Source organism: Anabaena sp. UHCC 0204 (assembly GCF_009711975.1).
Lineage (GTDB): Bacteria > Cyanobacteriota > Cyanobacteriia > Cyanobacteriales > Nostocaceae > Dolichospermum.
In genome coordinates this window covers 66,548-86,461 of the sequence record NZ_VIKW01000009.1, presented here as the reverse complement: position 1 = coordinate 86,461, position 19,914 = coordinate 66,548, and the positions used below count along the sequence as shown (strand labels likewise).

21 protein-coding genes are annotated in these 19,914 nt (G+C 37.8%); 16 read left to right on the top strand and 5 right to left on the bottom strand.

The features are described from left to right. Window positions 1-29 precede the first annotated feature (29 nt). Both FJR04_RS09530 and rpsF read right to left on the bottom strand, forming a co-directional pair. Window positions 30-590, bottom strand: a complete 561-nt coding sequence (locus tag FJR04_RS09530) for an Npun_F5560 family protein (RefSeq protein ID WP_168493987.1) — start codon at window positions 588-590, stop codon at window positions 30-32. Between the two features lie 418 nt (window positions 591-1,008). Next, window positions 1,009-1,335, bottom strand: coding sequence for a 30S ribosomal protein S6 (rpsF, locus tag FJR04_RS09525; RefSeq protein ID WP_168493985.1), 327 nt, complete (start codon window positions 1,333-1,335; stop codon window positions 1,009-1,011). 294 nt (window positions 1,336-1,629) lie between these two features. Here rpsF and FJR04_RS09520 point away from each other — a divergent pair, with 294 nt between their 5' ends. Continuing rightward, the gene (locus tag FJR04_RS09520; RefSeq protein WP_168493983.1) at window positions 1,630-2,403 is read left to right on the top strand and encodes a fumarylacetoacetate hydrolase family protein; all 774 of its coding nucleotides are present in this window, start codon (window positions 1,630-1,632) and stop codon (window positions 2,401-2,403) included. Window positions 2,404-2,406: 3 nt separating this feature from the next. Here FJR04_RS09520 and FJR04_RS09515 read toward each other — a convergent pair whose 3' ends face one another. Then, window positions 2,407-2,895: a Tic20 family protein gene (locus FJR04_RS09515; protein ID WP_168493982.1), complete on the bottom strand. Its 489-nt coding sequence runs from the start codon at window positions 2,893-2,895 to the stop codon at window positions 2,407-2,409. Between the two features lie 104 nt (window positions 2,896-2,999). Next, a complete protein-coding gene (locus FJR04_RS09510) occupies window positions 3,000-3,197 on the bottom strand; it encodes a hypothetical protein (RefSeq protein ID WP_168493980.1) in 198 nt (65 codons plus the stop codon). Window positions 3,198-3,500: 303 nt separating this feature from the next. Between FJR04_RS09510 and glyA the strand changes: the two genes are divergently transcribed. Beyond that, window positions 3,501-4,784, top strand: a complete 1,284-nt coding sequence (glyA, locus tag FJR04_RS09505; RefSeq protein ID WP_168493978.1) for a serine hydroxymethyltransferase — start codon at window positions 3,501-3,503, stop codon at window positions 4,782-4,784. Between the two features lie 76 nt (window positions 4,785-4,860). Next, the gene (locus tag FJR04_RS09500; protein ID WP_168493976.1) at window positions 4,861-6,129 is read left to right on the top strand and encodes a competence/damage-inducible protein A; all 1,269 of its coding nucleotides are present in this window, start codon (window positions 4,861-4,863) and stop codon (window positions 6,127-6,129) included. Window positions 6,130-6,191: 62 nt separating this feature from the next. On the opposite strand, the gene FJR04_RS09495 is transcribed toward FJR04_RS09500, so the two are convergent. After that, entirely contained in the window at window positions 6,192-8,399 is a 2,208-nt protein-coding gene (locus FJR04_RS09495; protein WP_168493974.1) for a polysaccharide biosynthesis tyrosine autokinase, read from the bottom strand. A gap of 903 nt (window positions 8,400-9,302) precedes the next feature. Here FJR04_RS09495 and FJR04_RS09490 point away from each other — a divergent pair. The 13 genes from FJR04_RS09490 (at window position 9,303) to FJR04_RS09425 (ending at window position 19,910) form a co-directional block, all read left to right on the top strand. After that, a complete protein-coding gene (locus tag FJR04_RS09490) occupies window positions 9,303-10,610 on the top strand; it encodes a glycosyltransferase family 4 protein (RefSeq protein WP_168493972.1) in 1,308 nt (435 codons plus the stop codon). A gap of 188 nt (window positions 10,611-10,798) precedes the next feature. Continuing rightward, the gene (locus FJR04_RS09485) at window positions 10,799-11,224 is read left to right on the top strand and encodes a hypothetical protein (protein ID WP_168493970.1); all 426 of its coding nucleotides are present in this window, start codon (window positions 10,799-10,801) and stop codon (window positions 11,222-11,224) included. A gap of 1 nt (window position 11,225) precedes the next feature. After that, entirely contained in the window at window positions 11,226-12,191 is a 966-nt protein-coding gene (locus FJR04_RS09480) for a GDP-mannose 4,6-dehydratase (RefSeq protein WP_168493968.1), read from the top strand. Next, window positions 12,188-13,024 (top strand): ABC transporter permease, encoded by an 837-nt coding sequence (locus FJR04_RS09475; RefSeq protein WP_168493966.1) that lies wholly within the window; start codon window positions 12,188-12,190, stop codon window positions 13,022-13,024. The genes FJR04_RS09480 and FJR04_RS09475 overlap by 4 nt, the downstream gene beginning before the upstream one ends. Window positions 13,025-13,062: 38 nt before the next feature. Further along, window positions 13,063-13,539 carry a DUF29 domain-containing protein gene (locus FJR04_RS09470; RefSeq protein ID WP_168493965.1) on the top strand — a complete coding sequence of 159 codons (477 nt, stop codon included), beginning with the start codon at window positions 13,063-13,065 and terminating at the stop codon, window positions 13,537-13,539. Between the two features lie 54 nt (window positions 13,540-13,593). After that, window positions 13,594-14,097 carry a DUF29 domain-containing protein gene (locus FJR04_RS09465; protein ID WP_217359288.1) on the top strand — a complete coding sequence of 168 codons (504 nt, stop codon included), beginning with the start codon at window positions 13,594-13,596 and terminating at the stop codon, window positions 14,095-14,097. A 12-nt stretch (window positions 14,098-14,109) separates the two neighbouring features. Beyond that, the gene (locus tag FJR04_RS09460; RefSeq protein ID WP_168493963.1) at window positions 14,110-14,535 is read left to right on the top strand and encodes a DUF29 family protein; all 426 of its coding nucleotides are present in this window, start codon (window positions 14,110-14,112) and stop codon (window positions 14,533-14,535) included. A gap of 443 nt (window positions 14,536-14,978) precedes the next feature. Further along, the gene (locus FJR04_RS09450) at window positions 14,979-15,821 is read left to right on the top strand and encodes a Uma2 family endonuclease (RefSeq protein ID WP_168493961.1); all 843 of its coding nucleotides are present in this window, start codon (window positions 14,979-14,981) and stop codon (window positions 15,819-15,821) included. 51 nt (window positions 15,822-15,872) lie between these two features. After that, a complete protein-coding gene (locus tag FJR04_RS09445) occupies window positions 15,873-16,328 on the top strand; it encodes a DUF29 domain-containing protein (protein WP_168493959.1) in 456 nt (151 codons plus the stop codon). 22 nt (window positions 16,329-16,350) lie between these two features. Next, window positions 16,351-17,583, top strand: a complete 1,233-nt coding sequence (locus FJR04_RS09440; protein ID WP_168493957.1) for an ABC transporter ATP-binding protein — start codon at window positions 16,351-16,353, stop codon at window positions 17,581-17,583. Next, window positions 17,580-18,425, top strand: coding sequence for a hypothetical protein (locus FJR04_RS09435; protein WP_168493955.1), 846 nt, complete (start codon window positions 17,580-17,582; stop codon window positions 18,423-18,425). The genes FJR04_RS09440 and FJR04_RS09435 overlap by 4 nt, the downstream gene beginning before the upstream one ends. 16 nt (window positions 18,426-18,441) lie before the next feature. After that, window positions 18,442-19,188 (top strand): O-methyltransferase, encoded by a 747-nt coding sequence (locus tag FJR04_RS09430; RefSeq protein WP_168493953.1) that lies wholly within the window; start codon window positions 18,442-18,444, stop codon window positions 19,186-19,188. Window positions 19,189-19,214: 26 nt separating this feature from the next. Then, on the top strand, window positions 19,215-19,910 hold the full coding sequence (locus FJR04_RS09425) for a methyltransferase domain-containing protein (protein ID WP_168493951.1): 696 nt from the start codon (window positions 19,215-19,217) through the stop codon (window positions 19,908-19,910). Window positions 19,911-19,914: the final 4 nt, after the last annotated feature.

Genomic DNA, 19,914 nt, shown 5'->3' with positions numbered 1-19,914 from the left:
TTGATTGAAATCAAATACACTCACAAATTTTAGGCATTTTGTGGAGTAGACAGATTATTTGGTGTAACTTCTGAACGAGGAAAAGTAGGTAAATCAATACCACCATGATTGGTGTAGCGGTTTTTGAGTGCTAGACGATAACTCACGCTTTGCAACTCGGCTTGCAATTGGCGATTTTCTCGCTGTAACATTGCTACCTTATCTCGCACTGGTGTCATGCGTTCCTCAAACTTACGACGGTAAATTTGGGGTAATTCCTGTACTACTTGTTCTAACATTCTACTCCGATCAGTTAGCTCCTGTACTGACTGTCGTAGTTGGTAAATTTCAGTATCACGATTCGTAATTTGCTCTTGGTAGAACGTCACCTGCTGTTCAACAGCTTGGAGTTGATCTCTTAAAGCTTGCAATTGACTCAAATCTATCTCTGGCTCAGATTTGGGCGGGGTAAAGTTAGTATTACCCTTGACTAGCCGAAATAGTTCTTGTGATAACTGCTGCACTAATTGATCTCGCAATTGCAACTCTTGTTGCAACTGAGATATTTCGGTAGACAGTTCTTGGATGTTTGGTATATCAGATTGGCTCACAGTCACTTAAAGCTCTTATATATAACTGCGATATTGACACTCTCAGAGTTTTTGGACCCTAAGATTCTTGGTTTATTAAGGTTACTTGCTTTGACAGGATTGCTCCAACCAAGGTAGAGGTATCTTCTCCCCAAGCGTGAATTCCGGTATGCCCTACCGTATCATATTAGTTTTTGTTTAGTAGTAAGTCCGATTGAAATCTAGCTTTATTAAACTGCAACACCGTTAGGTGAGACGACGTACTTAACCAATCAAATTAAGTTTTTACGTTGTTTAGTTATACTTGATTTTTGACTTGCGCCGATTATATCACATACTGAGCAAATTTATTAAAATTTTCCCCACCTTACTGTGATGAAGATGGGGACTTTAAAGATCACTCAAGAGATTTCCAAGGGGCGCGAGGTAAATGTGGCGATTAAACCGCTACAGCTTCTTCTTCTGGTTTTTCTTTAGGAATTTCTTGCTTGATTGTCATATAGCGAATAACTTCTTCGCTTAGTCGCATTGCACGTTCCATGATAGCAATTACAGTTCCTGGTCCTGTGTAGTTGAGTTGAACATAAATACCATCACGATGCTTTTTAATTTCATAAGCTAGACGACGCTTGCCACGATTTTGGATTTCAATATTCTCAGCACCGTTTTCGCGGATTAAGTTTTCGTATTTAGCGATCGCTTGTTCTACCTGTTCATCTCCCAAATCAGGACGGAGAATATACATGGTTTCGTAAACTGTGGTCATATTCTTTAATTCACCTTATGGACAAAATGGCTGAAGAAGTGTTAATTCATACAAATATTGCTGTCAGCGATACTTTTATTGATCAACAGTTCAAGCAACAAGGAATTTTGACATTTTTTTAGCAATCCCACATTAACACAATTTTCAGCAGTATTTGTCTGACGGCTAGACTTGATTTCTAGATTAAAGTCATAAGGTTTTCAGCATTTATCTTATAATCTTACCAGTTTTCGATGAAAATCATTAACCAAATTCTGCTCAAAGAAAGCATATTTAAGGATATTGATTCAAGTTATGGCGCAGCGATATGTGCGAGTTCAAAGTCAAGAAGGGAAGATTTACTATGGGTTGCTCCAGCTTTCCCAAAATGTGGAAGTGCTAGACGCTCCACCTTGGTTAGATGGTCAACCGACAGATTTAACCCTAGAACCTAACCGTTACACAATTCTAGCTCCCTGTGCGCCTTCAAAAATTGTCGCGGTAGGGAAAAATTATGCTGATCATGCAGCCGAAATGGGAACACCACTACCGGCTGAACCATTAATTTTTTTCAAACCGCCGACATCTGTAATTGCTTCAGGTAGAGAAATTAAGTATCCTCACCAATCTCAAAAAGTAGACTATGAAGGAGAATTAGCCTTAGTGATTGGCGATCGCACTTGTGACTGTACCCCAGCCGCAGCCCAAAGTAAAATTTGGGGTTACACCATTGCTAATGATGTCACCGCCAGAGATTTACAGAAAAAAGACCCCCAATGGACAAGAGCCAAAGGTTTTGATACTTTTTGTCCCCTTGGTCCTTGGATTGTCCGAGAATTAAACCCAGGAGCGAGATTACAGACATTTTTGAATGACAATCCTCATCCAGTCCAATCTACCTGTATTGATCAGATGGTATTTTCCCCAGATTTTTTAGTGTCTTACATCAGTCAAGTGATGACTCTATTACCTGGGGATATAGTGTTAACTGGTACACCTATGGGGGTAGGGGCTTTACACATAGGCGATCGCATCCGCATAGAAATCGAAGGTATCGGTCGCCTAGAAAACAATGTAATTGCTCGTTAGCTCCTAACGTACCTGCATATGCACTGCATCGGAAATTGCTGGAATTTCTGCATACTTCCCCATTAATGACTGAGCAACCGAATAAACAACTGCTGCTACTATTCCTAAAAAGATGGTATTAGCAAAGGTTTCTAACGCAAAATTAACACCAGGAATAACTTGTGACATCTGAGCTAAAATTTGTACTAAGATCACGCACAGGAATATGACTATATCCAAAATAATTGCTTGCATAGTGTTGAAACGAATAAAGTGACTAATTTTTTCGTTTCTAACTACCAACAACCATAAAGCAAAGAAAATTATTAATCCCGCATATGGTATGCTTCTGTAGATTTGTTGCAAAGGAAACAGGGGTAAAAACAACAGTTTTAATACGGGAAACTGGTTAAATAAAATGCTCCCGAACATTAAACCTTCAATCAAAGGCAGTAAATAAGGTAAACAAGCAAGAATTCGATCAGGAAAAGTTGTAGACCCGCGCCAAGACATTTTGTGTTCTCCTATGGCTAAATTTCAACAGCTATTGAGCATAGGATAACGCAGATGCTTGACCTTGCTGGCAAATACAATATTTCGACTTCGCTCAACAACCATTATTCTATATTGGCGACACGGAAACCCATTACACACTCATATTGATCAGGCTGTTGTTCAGTAAATTTACTAATTGTTTGACCACAGCGCAATTTACCTCCACCCCAGCGGGGTTGGCCGCTGCCGTTTGCAAGTAAACAAGACTGACAAACTTTTTCAGGGCTAAGGATCTGATTGTCCATGACAATGACTAACATCTAAATCCCTCCTTGTCGTAAATATAGCAACCTACATTCATGATCTGGGCAAAAATTCTACCCATTTAATCTGCTTTTATTGTATCTTCTATATCTTAGACTTTGGTGAATTTCAGTACAAAATAATACATAAATTCAAACTACCACCTTTATGAAAATGAGAAATTCCGATATGATGACATTCCCGGTTCTCAAAGCTTTTCAGCTTAAATTCCTATAATAAACAAATTGCCTGATTTGTAACTTTGGTACTAGGTTTAATCTCAATCTCCATTTTCGTCAACTTCCATAAGGATTATAAACGTGAACAAAACTAACTCAGACCTCCTAAAAAACTCAGATCCCGCCATTAACGAACTAATTAACCAAGAACTACAGCGTCAACGTGACCACTTGGAACTAATTGCTAGTGAAAACTTTACCTCTGCTGCTGTATTAGCTGCTCAAGGTTCAGTATTAACCAATAAATACGCCGAAGGATTACCAGGTAAACGCTACTATGGCGGTTGCGAATTTGTTGACAAAATTGAACAAATAGCCATTGACCGGGCTAAACAGTTATTTGGCGCGGCTCATGCCAATGTCCAACCCCATTCCGGCGCACAAGCTAATTTTGCCGTCTTCCTGACTCTGCTGAAACCAGGGGACACAATTATGGGTATGGACTTGTCCCACGGAGGACACCTAACTCATGGTTCACCAGTCAACGTTTCTGGTAAATGGTTTCAAGTCCGTCATTACGGCGTAAGCAAAGAAACCGAACAACTAGACTATGATCAAATTCGGGATTTAGCCCTTAAAGAACGGCCTAAACTCTTAATTTGTGGTTATTCAGCCTATCCTCGAATTATTGACTTTGAAAAATTCCGCAGCATTGCGGATGAAGTTGGCGCTTACTTACTTGCAGATATTGCTCACATTGCTGGTTTAGTCGCTACCGGTCATCATCCCAACCCCTTACCTTATTGTGATGTCGTCACCACCACCACCCATAAAACCTTACGTGGTCCAAGAGGTGGTTTGATTTTAACTCGTGATGCCGAATTGGGTAAAAAGCTCGATAAATCAGTTTTCCCAGGGACTCAAGGTGGACCACTAGAACACGTCATTGCTGGTAAAGCCGTGGCTTTTGGTGAAGCTCTCAAACCTGAGTTTACTACCTATTCTGGGCAAGTAATTGAAAATGCTCGCGCTTTAGCAACCCAACTGCAAAATAGAGGACTCAAGCTAGTATCTAATGGAACAGATAATCACTTGATGTTAGTAGATTTGCGCTCCATTGGCATGACTGGGAAAAAAGGAGATCAGCTAGTCAGCACCGTTAATATTACGGCTAATAAGAATACAGTTCCATTTGATCCTGAATCACCCTTTGTTACCAGTGGTTTAAGATTAGGTTCTCCCGCCATGACGACAAGAGGTTTAGGCGTGGCAGAATTTACAGAAATTGGTAATATTATTAGCGATCGCTTACTCTCACCAGATTCAGATACAGTAACGAAAGATTGTTTAATGAGAGTAGCCGCATTGTGCGATCGCTTCCCATTATATCCTCACCTAGAAATTCCCCAACCAGCCCTAGCGTAGAGAATTTTAGATTTTGGATTTTGGATCACTATTCTAAAATCCAAAACATATCCCCTATTCCCTCTTTCCTATCCCCATGAGTGCAGAAATTATTTGTGTTGGTACAGAAATGCTGCTGGGAGATATCCTCAACAGCAACGCCCAATATCTAGCCCAACAGTTAGCGCAGTTAGGCATTCCCCACTATTATCAAACCGTAGTCGGAGATAATCCAGAGAGGCTCAAAGAAGTTATAGAAATTGCTGCTTCTAGGGTAAAAATTCTTATTTTTACAGGTGGTTTAGGACCAACACCCGATGATCTCACCTGTGAAACCATTGCTGATTTTTTTGGTGTTCCTTTGGTAGAACGAGCCGATATTGTTGAAGATATAGCCCAGAAATTTGCCCAACGGGGACGAGTAATGTCTGCCAATAATCGCAAACAAGCCTTAATTCCCCAAGGAGCAGACATTTTACCCAACCCCACCGGAACAGCACCGGGGATAATTTGGCAACCCCGCACTGGATTAACTATTTTTACCTTTCCGGGCGTTCCTAGCGAAATGTATCGAATGTGGACCCAAACAGCCGTACCATTTCTCAAAAGTCAAGGTTGGGGAAAAGAAATTATTTATAGCCGCAGTTTAAGATTTTGGGGAATTGGAGAATCAGCTTTAGCAGAAAAAGTAGCCCCTTATTTTGACTTAACTAATCCCACAGTAGCCCCCTATGCAGGGAAGGGAGAAGTCAGATTGCGAGTTTCAGCTAAAGCTACTGACGCAACAACAGCAGAGGCTTTAATTGCACCCATTCAGAAACAACTGATAGAAATTGCCGGTTTAGATTATTACGGTGCTGATGATGAAAATCTAGCTTCCGTAGTCGGTAAACTGTTGCGAGAGTCGAGAGAAACCCTATCAGTCGCAGAATCTTGCACTGGGGGAGAACTAGGACAAATGTTAACGGAAATTTCTGGTAGTTCAGATTATTTTTGGGGAGGAGTGATTTCCTACGATAATTCTGTCAAAGTTAAATTATTAGGAGTTAACCCAGAGGATTTAGAAAAATTTGGTGCAGTGAGTACCACTATAGCCGAACAAATGGCTAGAGGTGTGAAAAATCAACTCTCAACTACCTGGGGATTAAGTATTACAGGAATTGCTGGACCCACAGGGGGAACAGATACTAAACCTGTGGGTTTAGTGTATATCGGTTTAGCAGGTCCAGGAGATGAAGTAACCAGTTTTGAACATAAATTTGGATCGATTCGGGGTCGTTCTTTAATTCGTTATGTCAGTGCAAATGCAGCGTTGGATAATTTGCGTCGTCAGCTAGTAAAGCCAACCAAACTTAGTCCCCGATAACTAATCAAAGAGGATGAATGATTTCTAGAACTTACCTAATCTTCCTGATTAGAAATAGGTTCTTAACCACGTTTATTGTAATCACTGTAATAGTAATTATAACCTTGCAACTTCTTTTTATCCCCGTTGATAACCACACCTAGTAAATTGATAGGAGCAACCTTGAAATTATCCTGAACTTGTGTCAGTGCTGATTTATCTGTTTTCCCAATCCTTACAACTAGCATTAAACCATCAGTATAAGGAGCTAAGAGTCTCACATCTACTAATCCCAACATTGGGGGCGCATCATAAATTACTAAATCAAAATTGTGATGGAAATAGTCCATCAATTGCTTCATTTTATCTGATGATAATAACCTAGCCGGATCAGGTGGGATTGGTCCTGCCGTAATCACCGATAAATTCTTCATGGCTGGCATTTCTTGAATTACCTGCTCCATATCCATATTGGAAGAGATTAAATTACTTAATCCCCACAAATTATTTAATCCTGATAGTGTATGAACCTGGGAGCAACGCAAATCAGCATCTACCAAGAGAACTCGTTTCCCCATTGATGTTGCTATTTGAGCCAGGTTAAATGCTACTGTACTTTTACCATCTCCAGACATCGCTGAAGAAATAATTAAAGAGCGAATTGGTTTATCTGAATTGAGAAGTTGAATATTTCCATACAAAACTTGTAAAGATTCCCAAAATGCACCGTAACCATAGTATCTAGGTTGTGAAGATGAATTACTGAACATATTAGAAAATCTACCTATCCCTTGAGCCGTATCTTCAGATACTACTTCTTGCTCGCTCACACTATTTGCAAGATGCCGGGATGGATGATGAGATATACTTTTATCAAAAGGAAGAGTCCCTAATAACGGCAATTTGATCTTTTCTTGAATGCTCTCTACTGTTTGGTAAGTATTATCAATTTTTTCTAGAATCAGCGCAGCACCAACACCCAGTAGAGAACTAGCCACAAATCCTAATAATAAACTCCGTTGTATATTTGGTGATATGGGAGATTCTGGTTGCATAGGTGCTTGAATTAATTCCCAAGGTAGTTCTGTTTGTGCTACTTCTATTTGTAGTTGTTCCCGATTAGTTAAAAACCGATTTAAACTTTCATTTGCTAGTTGTAAATTCCGCTGGATATCCGTATATTGCCTAGATAGGACTGGTAATTGTTCTAATTTTCTTTGGAGTTGTTGTTCTGCTTGGATTAGTTGTTGACTATCTACCTCTATTCTTTGAAGTAAAGTTGTAGCTTCAGCCGCTTTAATAGTTAAAGCCCGTCTAGCCTCGCTTTGAATGATAGGTAAGAGGTTATTTCTTTTTTCTTCTAAAGTTTGGATAACTGGGTTTTCTGGTTGAAATCGAGCTAATTCTCCAGATATTTGGGTATCTAATTGACGCTGCTGGGCGATTAATTGTTGATACAGAGGAGCATTATTGAGGATTGCTAATTGTCCTTCCTGTCTCTGTAGACTCATATAATTAGCTCTAGCAGCGGCTAGTTGTTGATTGACAGCTAGTCGTTGTTGTGTCAGAGATTGAATTTGCCCAGAAATGGTTTCAGATTGGCTTTCTGGACTAATAAAATTATATCTTTGCCGGAAGATTTGCATTTCTTTTTGCAACTGTGCTACCCGATTTTGAATATTAGGTAGCTGTTTGTCAGCAAACTGAACCCCTTGACGTAGCTTAGTTTGGCGTTTATCTAGGCTGTAGTTTAAATAGAATTGAGAAATTGCATCTAATACAACTTTAATTTTTTGTGTGTCATGACTTTTATAGCTGACTTCGATTACTTTTGTTGCACCGAAACGACGGATAGTTAAATCCTGTAGGAGAGAACCATAAGTAATTTCCGGATATGATTCTTGTAGTTGCTTAATAACACCTTGCAGCAATTCTGGACTTTTAAGAACCTGAATTTGACTCTCATAGTCTAAACTGGGTTTAGCAATATTAGAGTCTAGTAAGCTTACTTTCCCTAAGCTGCTATCTTCATTAACAGATTCAACGAGTAGTTGAAAATTACCTTGATATATTGGTTCTTGTGTGAGCGTAGAGTAAGTAACTCCACCGTTGACAACAATAGATATTCCTGCTATTACTAGCGATCTGCGTTTCAGTGTTTCCAGTATTTGCCGCAAGTCACCACTATCAGATGTTTCTTCAAATGCTGAAAAAACTGGCATATTTGAAGACTGATGTTCAGAATGTCCCTTTTTACGGAAACTTGAGGTGATCGCAGAATGATTCTCCATGATGGATGCCTCTAAAATTGAGTAATTATCAAATAAAGTTAAATTGCAACAATTACATCTATAATCTTTGTGAAACCTTATTTTTTAGCAACCTGTATTGTTTAGATGGGAAATGTAACAATCCAGGGGGGTGTTTTTTCATAAGCGCTTTATTTCTGCTATATGTATAACAAGTTTATGGACATTTGTCAGGAGTTAGATGAAAATTAAGTTGTATTCCTTCAAAAAGGAGTTGAAACCATTTTTGTGATCCACTCATTTTTCTTATGAGCAAGGCATATACGTTGTTTCATTGCTATTATTCCCAGTTATCCGGTCATATTTCAGCCTATTTGAAGGTGGAAATAACTAATCCTCGATCCTAACTTTAAAACTATGAAAGGAATACAAATAGGGGTTGAATAGTGTACAAATTAACTAGGGATTGTAATAGAATAACGAAATCAAGCCATTTTTAGCTGTGGATAACTATCCTGGGCATAGATATAAATCTCATGATCAGTGTGAAAAACTATAACCTTACTTAGTAGATTCAAATATCAAACATATCCTTTATTCATTCCTTCTGTCAATGCCTATGGTCAATACGTAAGTTATAGAAAAGTATTTTTGGGAATGTATCTTATTTTTTTCCGGAACTAGTATTTCCTCTGTTGTCATTTAAAGAAGGGGTGACTGATAACAAGATACCGAAGATGTAACAAAAGCTATTGTACAGAAACAATTTTTGTAATCAAGGAGTCATGATTTACCTGTATATCTGTAGTAAATATTATCAATGGAACTGTATGGCTCATGGCAATAAGTGAATGGCAGAAAAAATATAATTCTTATTCGACAATCCACAAAAATCAATCTTCAAGGAAATGTGATCCGGACGTAACTAGTAGCAAACCTCCAATAATGTACAAAGGAAAGAACTCCACAGCACCACCTTTACATTCAGTAGCACCAGTCGAGTCCTCGGAAGTTAAGGATACATGGTATCATAACCTGGTTAATGTGTCGATAATTACAGAGTTTTTTCCTCCAGACTATGCTGCTACAGGACAGCTAATTGAAGAACTAGTCACAGAGCTAGAGAAACAAGGAGTTAGCATTAAGGTGTTCACAGGACAACCAGGATACGCATTTACTACCGCTAAAGCACCAGCATTAGAGCAAGTGGGTGATATTCGCGTCCAAAGATCCCGATCTACTCAAGTTTGGTCTGGCAGGATTCGTGGTAAGGCCATCAATGGGATTTTGTTTACATTGCGGGCTTTTCTGCACATGATCAAAAATGCCCGGAAAGATAATGTATTTTTATTAACCTCAGCTCCACCTTTTTTATCAATAGCAGGATATTTCGCACATTTGTTGTTAAGATTCCCTTACGTATGTTTAATTTATGATCTGTATCCAGATATTGCGATCGCTCTGGGAGTAGTTTCCAAAAACCACTGGTTAGCAAAATTTTGGCGGCAAATCAACCGGAAGATTTGGCAAAAATCTAAGGGGATTATAGTTTTAAGTCCGGCCATGAAAGAGCGAGTCATATCAATCTGTCCAGAAGTAGCGGATAAGATTTCCGTGATTCATAGTTGGGGAGATCCTGATTTAATCGTACCAATAGCGAAAGAACATAACTGGTTTGCCAAAGAATATAATTTAGTTAACAAATTTACGGTTCTTTATTCCGGTAATATGGGTAGGTGTCATGATATGGACACCATTCTCGCTACTGCTAAACAATTACAAAATGAACCCATTCAGTTTGTTTGTATTGGTGGTGGTCCCAAACGTGAAAGCTTTATTCAAGAGGTGACTCGTTTAGGACTCAAAAACTTTCTCTTTCTTCCCTATCAAGACAAGAGTGTGTTACCTTATTCCCTGACAGCTTGTGATTTGTCATTAGTTAGCGTAGAAGTAGGTCTAGAAAGTTTAGTTGCTCCTAGTAAACTTTACCCAGCTTTAGCTGCTGGAAGACCAATAGCAGCTATTTGTCCAAAAGATTCCTACTTGCGCCAATTAATAACAGATGGCAAATTTGGTACTACTATTGACAATGGAGATAGTGATGCTTTAGCTGCATTTATTCGTAAGTTAAAGAGCGATCGCCAACTTGCAGAAAAAATGGGTAACTCATCACGTGAATACTTACAGTCTAATTTTACCCCAGAAATCATAGCCAAACAGTATCTCCAGGTGCTAGAAAAGTCTATGATGTAAAGTCTCACTCTCCGCTAATCCAAAAAGAGTGTGATAACATACCCAGGTATTTAAGACTATTAAATTTAAAAAATTTCATAAATTTAGGAGTTGAACAAGGAGTTGGGCTTTGATGGTCTTTTTGATCTCAGTCCCTCCAATGCAACCTTCTTTCGATCTGTTGTTTAGTTACTGATCAGGAGGCCAAAGTGCAGAGAAGGTGTGATCGAAATCGAAAACGTTCTAAGCGCAGAGCTATCCACTGTCCCATCCATAACTGCTATATGGATAGTGTTAGCCAAAAATATGGACTATTTACCGAACAAGCCGGACAATTACAAGAACGAGGTATAGCCAGAAGAGAAGCGATGCTTTTAGTAGCAGCTAAAACCACAGTTTCTTTACAGGGTGAATGGTTAGAAGCATTTTGGTGTGAAGAATGCCAAGAAACAAAATGGTATCATGTACATAAACATGAATCCATATATAAATTATCTCTTGCCCCCGCAGAAATCTGGCAACAAGCCACAGGTGTGATTCATCCCCATCGTAATCCCTCTGTAGGAGAGTTTACCTATAGGCAATCTCGGATGTTGGGAGGTAACAGTGTTAAGGATTTCTGGGTAATGAATTGACATGAAAAAAGCTCTTATTTGTGGCATATCAGGACAAGATGGAGCTTATCTGGCACAGTTACTGCTCAATCAAGGCTATACAGTCTGTGGAACTTCCAGAGATGCTCAAATGTCCTCTTTCCGAAATTTGGTTTATTTAGGTATCAAAGACCAAGTAAAGCTAGAGTCAATGTCCTTAACAGACTTCCGCAGCGTCTTACAGATCCTCACAAAAATCCAACCAGACGAAATCTATAATTTAGCAGGACAAACTTCAGTAGGTTTGTCTTTTGAACAACCTGTCGAAACATTAGAAAGTATCGCTACAGGGACACTCAACCTATTAGAAGCCATTCGCTTTCTCGGCGCTCAGATTAAAGTTTACAATGCCGGATCTAGTGAATGCTTTGGTGATACTGGCAATGTCGCAGCAGTAGAAACCACTCCATTCCGTCCTAGAAGTCCTTATGCTGTAGCTAAAGCCGCTGCTTTTTGGGAAGTAGCTAATTATCGAGAAGCTTACGGTTTATTTGCCTGTTCAGGAATTTTATTTAATCATGAATCTCCCCTGCGTCCCGAAAGATTTGTGACTCAAAAAATTATTGCTACCGCCTGTCGTATTGCTCAAGGTAGTTATGAAAAATTATATTTAGGTAATATGTCAATTCAGCGGGACTGGGGCTGGGCAGCAGAATATGTGGAAGCAATGTATTTAATGTTGCAACAGGAACAGCCCGATGATTATGTGATTGCCACAGGACAAAGCACTTCCTTAGAAGACTTTGTAGCAGCCGCATTTGCATCTGTAAATTTAGAGTCGCGTGATCATCTAGTTGTTGATAGTAGCCTGTTCAGACCTACAGATTTGGCAATGGGTAAAGGTAATCCCAGTAAAGCTAAGAAACAGCTAGGTTGGGAAGCTAAATATAAAATGCAGGATGTCGTGAAAATGATGGTAAAAGCGAGGTTGTCCAAATCAGAATCATGAAAGAAACCACTTCCCAGCCAGAGTTAATCATTGAAGCAGGACGCACAGAAAAGCAATATTGGCAAGACCTTTGGCGTTATCGGGAATTATTTTACTTCCTAGCTTGGCGAGATATATTAGTTAGATATAAACAAACTGCTATTGGTATTGTTTGGGCGCTAATTCGTCCTTTTTTGACAATGGTAGTATTTTCCGTTGTCTTTGGACAATTAGCAAAATTACCTTCAGAAGGTGCGCCCTATCCAATTCTCGTATTTTCCGCCATGTTACCTTGGCAGTTCTTTTCTAATTCCCTTTCTGAGTGTAGTAATAGTTTAATTAGTAATGCCAATTTACTATCAAAAGTCTATTTTCCTCGATTGGTAGTCCCTACCAGTGCCGTAGTAGTTAGCTTTGTAGACTTTATGATTTCTGGGATCATTTTATTAGCTCTGATGGCATGGTATAACTTTGTTCCTAGTTGGCGGATTTTCACTTTACCCTTATTTGTTGGTGTCGCTTTTGCTGCTTCCATGGGTGCGGGTTTGTGGTTAGCTTCTTTAAATGTCCAATATCGAGATTTTCGGTTTATTGTGCCATTTATTGTCCAGTTTGGTTTATATATCTCACCCGTAGGATTTAGTAGTAGTATTGTTCCTGAAAAATGGCGGTTTCTCTACTCATTAAATCCCATGGTAGGGGTAATAGATGGTTTCCGCTGGGCGATTTTGGGTGGAGATTCTCAGTTATATTTACCAGGTTTTATTCTTTCGATGGTGTTAGTAGTTTTACTATTAGTGAGTGGGATTTGGTATTTCCGCAAGATGGAACGGACATTTGCCGATGTGATTTAGTTGATAAAATAGAAAAGTAACTATATCAGTAGCTTTTTATGTCTAAATCATCTCTCTATGAACAGGATTTCATGGCTTGGTTAACTCAACAAAAATCTGCCTTAGCTAGTCGAGATGTCACAGCATTAGATTGGGAAAATCTGGCAGAAGAATTAGATGTTATGGGAATTAGTGAAAAAAATGAGTTAAAAAATCGTTTAACAGTTTTATTAACTCATTTGCTAAAATGGCAATATCAATCTCCCAAACGTTCTATCAGTTGGTTTACTACTATTGCTAACCAGCGAGATGATTTACAGGATTTACTTAATGAAAAACCTAGTTTAAAACAATATATTCCTGATATTTTACCCAAAGCTTACCGTAATTCGAGAAGAGAAGCATCAGCAGAAACAAACTTCAATTTGTCTACATTCCCTGAGACTTGTGCTTACAATATAGAAGAGATATTAAATCCTGAATTCTTATGCAATACTACAGAAGATTTTGAGAGAGCGATGATCGCCCGGAGCTAATCAATCATGTATCATCCAAATAGTTAAAATATATTTAGTGAGAGTTAAAATTTTATGAATAAAGATTCAGACATCATGAATCACCCAGTAAAAAAACCACACAATCAATTAAATATATTATACAATCAAGATTACTATCAATGGGTACAAAATACTATTGATAGTATCCATAATCGAGATTTAAATTCTCTAGACTGGGAAAATTTATTAGAAGAATTAAAAGACTTGGGGAACGAGCAAAAGCATCAATTAGAAAGCCGATTACTTGTTTTATTTGAGCATCTACTAAAACTAGCTTATTGGCAGCAAGAGAGAGACTATAATAGTCGAGGATGGAAAGGTACAATTATAGAACAAAGGAAACAAATCAAAAAACTACTCAAAAGAAATCCTAGTCTCAAATCTTTCTTTTTAGAAATAGTTGCAGAAATTTATCAAGATGCTAGAGACATTGCTATTGTTAAAACTGGACTTGAACCGCTAATTTTTCCTTTAGAACCATTCTTTACGGATGAACAAGCTTTAGATGAAAATTGGCTACCTGATGAAATTAAGTAAACCGCTCATGATATGGAAGAATTATTACTATTACGTCAATTAATTGAAAAGCAAGAATATGATCAAGCCTTAGAAATTGTCAGTCAGCTTGAAGAAATGTCCAGGGAAGATAAATTAGCTAAGATTTATAGTTATGCAGTAATTTTATTACTACACTTAATTAAACAAGAAGCAGAAAAACGTAGCACTCGTTCTTGGGAATTTTCGATTTATAATAGCAGCAAAGAAATCAAGAAAGTTAATAAGCGGAAAAAATCTGGTGGTTTTTATGCTAATGAAGAAGAGTTACAAGAAATTTTAACTGATGCTTTTGATACTGCCATTAAAAAAGCAGCACTGGAAGCTTTTGAGGGTATATACACAGATAATGAACTAACACAAAAAATTGATGAAGAAGAAATTAAAGTTAAAGCTATGAGTTTAATTTACGACAGTTGATACAACAGGAGGTAGGGGCGCAGGGTCTGCACCCATTCAGAGGATGTTTGAAAATTTTTCAGCGAATCGGCGAATATAATAGAGCCTACGGCACGCTGGCGCGTTAACGAAGTTCCTCTGAAAGAGGCACGCTACTACACAAGCGAAGTCCACCTATTCCTACGGAACGCTACGTGAACGTGGAATAATGAAAAATCAAGGCTTCTGAACCCACGAAGGTGGGTTTTGTCTGTGTAGCCGCGATTTATAATCGCTTTGTGTATAGGTTTCAATTTAGATTACGTATCAGAAAATAGCATTGGTGATTATATTTACTATTATTCCGACTTAACAAAAATGCGTGAGCATTATCCTCACTGGGATATTACAATTTCCTTAGAAGAGACAATTAAACAGATAGTTGAATCTTGGCAACCGCGATTAAATACAGGAGATAATTAATAATGTATCAAAGCGATGTGTATAGCAAACCTAGCTATGAACCATTACCTCCTCAACAAACATTGCCGACGATGTATGATTTACCTAGCGAAGATCCAGAGGAACCAGGTTTGCCAGACGAATTTCACCTTCTACAACCAGAATTATTGCGTAGCACCTTTCGTCCACCTTCTTATGCAGAAGATAATGTATTCACAGCCAGCGACTTAAACTTATACTATGATACCAAGCATACGCAATGGCATAAAAGACCAGATTGGTTTGCAGTATTAGGGGTATCCCGTTTTTATGAAGAAACAGAACTGAGATTAAGTTATGTGACTTGGTATGAAGGAACATATCCCTTTGTTGTGGTAGAACTAATATCTCCAGGAACAGAAAAGGAAGATTTAGGGAGAAATTTACGGGAAGTTAATCAACCTCCTAATAAATGGACAGTATATGAGCAAATTCTGAGAATCCCCTATTATTTTGTCTATAACCGTTATACTGACGAGTTTCACTGTTTTGGTTTGGTAATGAACCGTTATCAACTGCTATCTATTAATGGATTAGGGGTATGGCTAGAAGAAGCTGAATTAGGTTTAGGGTTATGGGAAGGAGAATATCAAGGATTAACCAGACAATGGTTACGTTGGTATGATAAAGATAATAACTGGTTGCCTACTCTAGAAGAAAGAGAAAAAGAACGGGCTGAACAAGAAAAGCAACGGGCTGAACAAGAGAAACAACGGGCTGAACAAGAGAAACAACGGGCTGAACAAGAAAAGCAACGGGCTGATTTAGCTGAAGCAGAATTAGCTAAATTAAGACGGTTAATAGCAGAACAGGGAATTAATTTATAGAGATTGCTGTCAACCAAACATCAATATTTAAACTGTAGCTGAGTAAGTAAAATGCAACCTACACAAGCAAATTACGAGATTTATGAACAAGATTATCCTGAGTGGTTAGAGATTACCCTTAACCAACTGCAAAATCGGGATTTAGAAAATATTGACTGGGAACATTTAATTGAGGAAATCACTGCATTGGGAAACGAACAAAGGCATAAGGTAGAAAGTTATTTAAGGCAACTTATTAAACACTTACTTCTTTATCAATATTGGGAAACTGAGAAGTCCTATTGTGCTAAAGGATGGATTGAAGAAATTGATAATTTCAGGTCTGAATTAGATTTGTTATTGGAGTCAAAAGTTCTTTATAATCATTGTGAGAAAGTTCTGGATAAAATTTACATCAAAGCTAGAAATAATGCAATTCGTAAATCTGAACTATCTCCAACAATATTCCCTGAAAATTGTCCTTATTCTTTAACAGAAATTCTTAATCCTGAATGGTTGCCATCATAATAAAGAATATTAATAAGAAACTATGTCTGATACAGTTATTCGTGTTGAGAATCTGAGCAAAAAATATATTATTGGACATCAACAGCAGGAACGCTACACAGCACTGCGAGATGTAATTACTAATAAAGTTAAGTCTCTTGGTAGTTTAATTAATCCTCAAACCAAATTTGAAAATCCTACCTCAGAAGAGTTTTGGGCTTTAAAGGATGTATCCTTTGATATTAAGCAAGGTGACAGAGTTGGGATTATTGGCCGCAATGGTGCAGGAAAATCAACACTGTTGAAGATTTTAAGCCGTATTACTGAACCAACTACTGGAAGTATTAAGATTAAGGGTAGGGTTGCCAGTTTATTGGAAGTGGGTACGGGGTTTCATCCAGAGTTGACGGGGAGAGAGAATATATTTCTCAATGGCGCTATTCTGGGAATGGGTAAGGAAGAGATTAAGCGGAAGTTTGATGAGATTGTGGCTTTTGCAGAGGTGGAGAAGTTTTTAGATACGCCAGTAAAGCGGTATTCTTCGGGGATGTATGTGCGGTTGGCGTTTGCGGTGGCGGCGCATTTACAAACCGATATTTTATTAGTTGATGAAGTGCTGGCAGTGGGTGATGCTGAGTTCCAAAAAAAATGTTTGGGTAAAATGCAGGATGTTAGTCGGACAGGCAGAACTGTTATTTTGGTAAGCCATCAGTTAGGTTTAACAAAAGAAATCTGCTCTAGTGGCATCCTTATGTCATCAGGAAAAGCTGTTGTTTTCAATTCTATTGATTTCGCAATCAAGGATTATCTCAAAAACCAAGATTTGAACAAAAAAACAGACTTAAGATATCAATACATCAAAGAAGTTGAATTAAGTAGTAAAGATGCCTTAAGCAAAAACTATGTTTTTTTTGGTGATCCGCTCTTGATAACTATAATTTTAGATAATTTGCCTGATATCACACTTGCTATTAACTTAAGTATTAAAAATCATTCTGGAAGATTAATTTCTTTGTTTTCCACAAATCCTCATGATGGATTTGAACTAACTCGTAAGAGCAAAATAAAAATTAATTTTTTTATTGATTTTTGCTGCTTTGCTCCTGGAGAATATTTCGTTGATGTAGCAGTCACTGAGCCTGCTATTCGCATTATTGAGGAAGCTCAATATATAATTAAATTTGAAGTAATGCCACAAAGATTAGATGGAACATGGGCATACGAGTCTCGTTTTGGTGATGTTTTTCCAAAGCATAAATGGGAGGTTATATCATGAGTATGTTGGTAAATCTAGTAAGATCACATTTTAGAACATTAAAAAAAATTAACTATATTTCTTGGATACTGCCTTCAGAGAAATTTATTAATGATTTGCGAAATTACTACAGACAGATAGTAAGCTTTCCCTTTCTTTTTTATGTTCTGCATCCCAATTGTTTTTATAAAGGAGTTTTGGCTGGATCTTTTATTGGTACACGTTTTAGCCCTAAAACTTCTTGGAATTTCGCTCCTTATTTTTTTCTTGGAACTTATGAAAAAGAACTTGAAGGATTTTGGAATTATTTAACAAAAGCTAACAATAAGTTAAAGAATATTGTAATAATAGGAGCAGCGGAAGGTTATTATGTATGTGGCTTAGGAAGAATTTGTCAAGAATCAAGTATAATTGCATATGAATCATCCGATGAATCACGCAGAATACTGGAATTGAATCTTCGTATTAACAATCTTTCTGAAAGAGTTACTGTTTTAGGAAATTGTGATTATCCTGAATTTTACTCACAATTAAAAGCAGAAAGTCCAGATTTCATCTTGTGTGACATTGAGGGATATGAAAATACCCTCTTTACAGAACAAATTTTGCAGTTGCTGGTGAATACTATTTTACTTATAGAGGTTCATCCTTCTTATGAACTATTAACGAAAATACCTCAAATTGAAAACACACACAAAGTCTTTAAAATCGAGCCTGAAACTAGAACTTTAGAAGACTATACAGTTTTTGACTTAGCATCTAAAGCAAAAAAATATGAATGGATGAATGAGAGAAGACCCTTCTCTACTCCTTGGATTTTAGCCTTGCCAAATAATCATCAATCAACTATGGATTTTGTTTAAATAAATTTTAGTACTCATGTTAAAAAACTTCTTCTACTATCGCCCCTTCGCTGATCGCACTCTTTGTCATTTTCTTAAACAAAGACTGGTTTTACCTGATATTTCTCTTCAGGGATTATTTCCAAACTTTAATGACCAACCAGTCACCTTAAATCAATTACCTTGTGGAGCTTGGTCTACCCCTTTAGCAGATATTGTAATGCTCCTAAAAGTAATTGTTTGCACCCAACCTAAAAAACTGATGGAAGTTGGTAGTTTCAGAGGTTACACGGCTCTTTACATGGCGCAGCATATTTCACCTGATGCGAAAATTGTTACAGTTGATCGTTATCCAGAACATGGCGAAGCATATTTAAATACTCCCTACGCTTCAATAATCGAGAGGCGAGTAGGAGAAACCAATACAGAAATGTTTCAGCAGGACTCTAAAGATTCATACGATCTGATTTTTATTGATGCAGATCATTCATATTCAGGAGTTAAAAATGACACTGAACTTGTGTTACCCTTGGTTTCACAAAATGGTTTTATTGTTTGGCATGATTATGCTAACTGGGGTTATTTTGATGGAAAAAACGGTGTTCCTGAGTATTTAAAAGAGTTATCTGAAAAATTACCTATTGCTCATATTACTGGTTCAGATGTAGCTATTTACTCCCCAGCCTGGGCAGGAGAAAAAAAACATATCTATGAAAGTGCAATTCAACAAAAAGTTCGTTCTACCGAAGTTAATCCTTGGAACACAGATTATCTGCGAGGCTAATAGTAGCATCATCTAATATTATATATATGTCATTTACATCTGAACAATCATCTAGCCTAATCAGTAAGTTTTTCGTCTATAAACGGAAGTATGGGTTAGCTCATGCAGTCTGTAGCTACTTAGGACGACAGAATCAGGTTTTTTGGAAGTTAGTAGCACCGGTAATAACTCAGCAATATATCCATAGATGGGAAACAGTTACCGAACACCGCATTATTAATTTAGGAGGGGGAAGTAACTGTCTGGCAGGATGCCTAACAGTAGACATTAGTCCAAGATCAGATGCTTACGTAGATATCTCGAAACAGCTACCTTTTGCGGACTGTTCAATTGATGCAATTTTTTGTGAAGAAGTTATTGAACACCTTGATATTAGGTTGGGTTGTCAGTTGTTGAAGGAATGCTGGCGAATTCTTAAACCAGGAGGTTTTATACGTTTGACAACTCCTGATTTGAATTGGTTTGCCCAGAGAGTTTTAATATCTACTGCTACTGATGCTTGTGATGAAATTAACCAAATTTTCTACGGTCATGGGCATTGCTATTTATACACTCAGGATATGCTCGATTTTTACTGCCAGGAAGCGGGATTCATTCAATTAAGGCGGTCTATTTATAAAGACCCAGAATCTAAACTTGGTTACCTAGATTCCCATGCTGATAGATTTAATCATCCACCGGAAATGTCTCAATACTTGGAAGCTCAAAAACCTGATAGGTAGAAAT